Origin of the sequence: Streptomyces hirsutus (genome assembly GCF_001418415.1) — a bacterium.
In the GTDB taxonomy this organism is placed as follows: domain Bacteria; phylum Actinomycetota; class Actinomycetes; order Streptomycetales; family Streptomycetaceae; genus Streptomyces; species Streptomyces hirsutus.
This window is the reverse complement of sequence record NZ_LIQT01000540.1, coordinates 1-4,442: the sequence shown is the minus strand read 5'-3', so window position 1 is coordinate 4,442 and position 4,442 is coordinate 1. Positions and strand designations below refer to the sequence as shown.

General features: G+C 74.9%; 3 protein-coding genes. 1 reads left to right on the top strand and 2 read right to left on the bottom strand.

The annotated features are described in order from the left end of the window. Positions 1-871 (bottom strand): 4-alpha-glucanotransferase (locus AOK11_RS33715; protein WP_206188981.1); only part of this gene is annotated, 871 nt, incomplete at its 3' end. Continuing rightward, positions 872-1,171 (bottom strand): hypothetical protein, encoded by a 300-nt coding sequence (locus AOK11_RS33710; RefSeq protein ID WP_055597475.1) that lies wholly within the window; start codon positions 1,169-1,171, stop codon positions 872-874. It abuts the gene before it with no gap. A 323-nt stretch (positions 1,172-1,494) separates the two neighbouring features. Between AOK11_RS33710 and AOK11_RS33705 the strand changes: the two genes are divergently transcribed. Next, positions 1,495-4,386: a glycoside hydrolase family 84 protein gene (locus AOK11_RS33705; protein ID WP_055597474.1), complete on the top strand. Its 2,892-nt coding sequence runs from the start codon at positions 1,495-1,497 to the stop codon at positions 4,384-4,386. The last annotated feature ends 56 nt before the right edge of the window (positions 4,387-4,442 follow it).

Sequence of the window (4,442 nt, the reverse complement as noted above, 5' to 3'; positions counted from 1 at the left end):
CGAGGTCCTCGGCTCCCGCGACGCCCCCGCCCTCGCCTTCACCCTCCACGCCGCGCTCGCCCTCCTCCACGTACGCGAACTCCGGAATGTCCTCGATCCGCAGGTGGACCGGGTCCGGGAAACGGCGGGAGGACGGCCGGTAGGGCGAGGGGTCGGTCGGAGGGCCGGGGACGGCCGCGTGCAGCGGGTTGATCTGGACGAATCCGGCGCCGAGGGTGCGGCCGGCCCAGGTGGCGAGTTCGCCGAGGTCGGCGAGGTCGCCCATGCCCCAGGAGCGGCGGGAGAGGAGCGAGTAGAGCTGGACGAGGAGTCCGTAGGAGCGGGCCGGGGGCGCGGGCAGCCGGGGCGGGGCGACGATCAGGTGGGCCTCGCCGGTGCGGCCGTCGGGCGCGGTGGCGGTCACCCGGTGCACGCCGGGCGGGAGGTTCTCGGCCGAGGCGCGGGTCTCGCCCTGCTCGGTGCGGACGAGCAGCCGGGTGCCTTCGGGGAGCTCGGCCAGGGCGGGCGGCATGTCGGTGCCCCAGCCGACCACGGTGGGCGGCAGCAGCCGCTCGGCCTGCTCCCGCTCGCGGGCGGTGAGCGCGTCACGGACGGCCTCGGGGGTCCCCGCGTCCACGCCGAGGGCGGCCAGGGCGCGGGTGACGGCGGTGGCCGAGGCGGCGACCGTACGGTCCGGGGAGGGGTTGTAGGAGGTGGCGACGCCGTGGAGGGCGGCGAGCCGGGACAGGTCCGCGGAAGGCGCGGAAGGCTCCGGCGTCGGCCCGGAGGGCTGCGTGGAAGGCCCGGACGGTGGCTCGGAAGGGTCGGAGGGCGACGCGGAAGGGTCGGAGGGCGACGCGGAAGGCGGCTCGGCCGGTCCGGCACCGGCCATCTAGGGCTCCGGGACGTACTGCGCCGGGAAGGAGTCGAGTCCGGTGGTGTCCATGGAGGCGTCGGACTCGCTGGTCAGGGGGGCGGCGTCGGAGAGCGGGGGCTCGCTGGTGAGGGGTTCGGCGTCGGGCAGCGGGGGCTCGCTGGTGAGCGGGACTCCCGCGCAGGGGCCCTCCGCGCTGAAGACGCAGGCGTGCATGCCTTCGGCTTCGGCGCTGTGCAGGCCATCGAGGTCGGCGGACGGGTCCGCCTCGGGTTTGGACAGGGGCGGGGACAGAACGAACGCCGGTGCAGCAGCCACTGAGGGCCTCCTCGTCGGAATCAATCGGAATCGCTGGGAATCGCTGGGAATCAATCGGAGTCGATCGGAGTCAATCGGACGGAATCTCATGGGGCTTCGCGCACGGATGCGCCGGTCGGCGGGGTTCCTCGCAGCCCCTACCCAGCGGGCGCGAAGGCAGGCATCCCCGTCCGGGGAACGTGCTTCTGCTCACATTGTGTTCCCGTTCCCGCATTCCACATGCGGGCAAACCCGTCACGACGGCCACTCTGATTGACACGTCCGGAGCACAATGATGGGCTCCTGGCCTGTCACGTAACGGTTCTGTCTCCTCGGGAGGGGCCTTGCAGCTACGACGTGGGAAGAGGGCGGCCGCCCTCGCGTTCGTCGTCGTCGCCGGGACGCTGGGCGCCGCGCCCGCTTCCGTGGCGGCCCCCTCCGTTCCCGGGACGACCACGTCCCCCGTTCCCGACCGGGTCGAGGCGGACCTGGCCGTCTGGCCCCGCCCCCAGTCCCTGCGGGCGAACGGCGCCCCGGTCTCGGTGACCGAAGAGGTCGTCCTGAGCACCGACGCGTCGGCCGACCCCCATGCCGTCGAGGCCCTGCGCGCGCTGCTGCGGGAGGCCGGCGCGCGCCGGTTCACCGCCCCCGGCGACAAGGCGCCCGAGGGGGCGCTCGTGGTGCGGATGGGCGCGGACCGGCCTGTGGGCTCCTCCCAGCCGGACCTTCACGCCCTCCCCTCGGGCGGCTACACCCTGACCGTCGGCGGGGAGGCCGTCGCGCTCACCGGTGCGGGCGAGGACGGCCTGTTCCACGCCGTCCAGACGCTGCGTCAGCTCCTGCGTCCCGACGGCACCTTCACGGCCGCCGTCGTCCGCGACTGGCCGGGCACCGCCGTGCGCGGGATCACCGAGGGCTTCTACGGCACCCCGTGGACGCACCGACAGCGGCTGGGCCAGCTGGACTTCATGGGCCGCACCAAGCAGAACCGGTTCCTGTACGCGCCCGGCGACGACCTCCACCGTCAGGCCCGCTGGCGCGAGCCGTACCCGGACCGGCAGCGCGCGGAGTTCCGGGAGCTGGCGGAGCGGGCCCGGAGCAACCACGTCACGCTCGGCTGGGCGGTGGCGCCGGGCCAGGCGATGTGCTTCGCCTCGGGCGAGGACCTGCGCGCGCTGACCCGCAAGCTGGACGCGATGCGGGCGCTGGGCTTCCGCGCCTTCCAACTGCAGTTCCAGGACGTCAGCTACAGCGAGTGGCACTGCGGGAAGGACGCGAAACGCTTCGGTTCCGGCCCCGACGCCGCCGCCCGCGCCCAGGCGTACGTGGCGAACGCGGTGGCCCGCCACCTGGCGGATCGTCACCCTGGTTCCGCCGCACTCTCGTTGATGCCGACCGAGTACTACGAGGACGGGTCGACCGCGTACCGGCGGGCCCTCTCGGACGCCCTGGACTCCGGGGTGGAGGTGGCGTGGACCGGGGTCGGCGTGGTGCCGAGCACCATTACGGGCGGCGACCTGGCCGAGGCGCGGAAGGTGTTCGCGCGCCCGCTGGTGACCATGGACAACTATCCGGTCAACGACTTCGCCCCCGGCCGGATCTTCCTCGGCCCCTACCAGGGCCGCGAGCCCGCCGTGGCCGCCGGTTCGGCCGCCCTGCTCGCGAACGCGATGGAGCAGCCCGAGGCGTCCCGCATCCCCCTGTTCACGGCCGCCGACTTCGCCTGGAACCCGCGCGCCTACGACCCCCAGGAGTCCTGGCGGGCCGCGATCAAGGACCTCGCGGAGGGTGACCCCGTGCTGGGTGAGGCGTTGTCCGCGCTGGCGGGCAACGACGCGTCCTCGGTCCTCGGCGCCGAGGAGTCTGCGTACCTGCGGCCGCTGCTGAAGGAGTTCTGGCGGACCCGCGCGGACGCCGGCGGCGACGAGGGCCGCGCGGCGGAGAAGCGGCTGCGCGCCGCCTTCACGGTGCTGCGCGAGCTGCCCGGGACCCTGGCCGGCGACCCGCGCACGGCCTCGCTCGCCGACGAGGTCGCCCCCTGGACCGGGCAGCTGGCCCGCTACGGCGAGGCGGGCCTGACCGCGCTGGACATGCTGCGCGCGCAGGAGTCCGACGACGCGGGCGCCTCCTGGACCGCGTACCGGGAGCTGGCCGAGCGGCGGACGCTGCTGAAGCCCGCCCGGGTGACGGTCGGCAAGGGCGTCCTGGACCCGTTCCTGAACCGGGCCCGGGACGCGTACGAGACCTGGGCGGGCATCGGCCGCGAGGCGACCGCCGGCTCCGGCGGCCGGTCGGACGACGGCGTGCTCCAGTTGCCGCGGGTCCGGGACCTGAGCACGGTGACGGTCCTGGCCGAGCCCGGCACCGTGGGGACGGTCGAGATCCACGCGCCGGGCGCGGGCTGGCGCCGCCTGGGCACACTGGCCGCCTCCGGCGCCACCGAGCTGCGGGTGGACGGACCGGCCGGCGCCGTCCGCGTCACCGGCGCGGACGCCTCCCGGGTACGGCACGTCGTGCCGTGGTTCACGGACGAGCCCGGCGTCTCGATGACGCTGCCGGACGGCCCCGCGGACACCGACATCGGCGGCACCCGGCGGCTCACGGCCACGCTCGAGTCGCTGCGGCCCGAGCAGGTGCGCGGCAAGGTGACCGTCGAGGCGCCGAAGGGCGTGAAGGTACGGGTCCCGGAGGGCGCCCTGACCGTCCCGCGCGGCACCTCCGTGGAAGTGCCCGTCGAGGTGACGGTGGAGCCCGGGGCGCCGACCCGGTCGTACGAGGTGCGGCTCGGCTTCGGCGGGGTGACGCACACGCTGACGGTCAACGCCGTCCCGCGCACCGCCGGACCCGACCTGGCCCGCACCGGCACGGCGAGCTCCTCGTCCGACGAGACGCCCGACTTCCCCGCCTCGGCGGCGAACGACGGCGTCCCGGAGACCCGTTGGTCGTCCCCGGTCGAGGACGACTCCTGGTGGCAGGTCGAGCTGGAACGCCCGGTGCGGCTCGGGAAGGTCGCCCTGCACTGGCAGGACGCGCACCCGTCGGCGTACCGCGTCGAGGTCTCGGCGGACGGCCGCAGCTGGCGTACGGCGGCGTCAGTGACGGACAGCGCCGGCGGGCGGGAGACGCTGCGCATGGACGAACCCGACGTCCGTCACGTCCGCGTCCAGGGCGAGGCCCGCGCCACCGAGTGGGGCTACTCCCTGTGGTCGGTGGAGGCGTACGCGGTCGCGGACTGAGGTGAGGCGGGGCGGGGCAGGGCTGCCCGGGGGCACCAGGACCTGTCTCGTATACA